Origin of the sequence: Mesorhizobium sp. M0340 (genome assembly GCF_040321535.1) — a bacterium.
GTDB lineage: Bacteria > Pseudomonadota > Alphaproteobacteria > Rhizobiales > Rhizobiaceae > Mesorhizobium.
The window spans coordinates 1-524 of sequence record NZ_JAMYRR010000086.1 but is presented as its reverse complement, the minus strand read 5'-3'; the positions used below and the strand labels follow the sequence as shown (position 1 = coordinate 524).

Annotated in this window: 1 protein-coding gene; it reads right to left on the bottom strand. The window is 63.5% G+C overall.

What is annotated here, in order from left to right; genetic code table 11:
* The coding region (locus NKI79_RS33170) for a zinc-binding dehydrogenase (RefSeq protein ID WP_352807517.1) at positions 1 to 524 on the bottom strand (524 nt) is incomplete at both ends.

Below are 524 nucleotides of genomic sequence, written 5' to 3'. Positions count from 1 at the left end.
CAACGCCGATGATGACCGACTTGCCCCAGCCGCGATGCGACGCTTCAAGCGCCTGGCGCATGACCTTGGTGTTGCCGGTGCAGTCGAAGGTGTAGTCGGCGCCCCCGATCTGGTCGGCGCCGCGCTTGGTCATGTTGACGAGATGGGCCACGATGTCGCCGTCGATCTCCTTCGGATTGACGAAATGCGTCATGCCGAACTTCTCGCCCCATTGCTTCTTGTCGTTGTTCAGGTCGACGCCGATGATCATGTCGGCGCCGGCCAGGCGCAGGCCCTGGATGACGTTGAGGCCGATGCCGCCGAGGCCGAAGACGACCGCCGTCGCGCCTTGCTCGACCTTGGCCGTGTTGATGACAGCGCCGATGCCGGTGGTGACGCCGCAGCCGATGTAGCAGATCTTGTCGAAGGGCGCGTCGGCATCGACCTTGGCCACCGCGATCTCGGGCAGCACGGTGAAGTTGGAAAAGGTCGAGCAGCCCATATAGTGGAACAGCCTGTCCTTGCCGATCGAGAAGCGCGAGGTG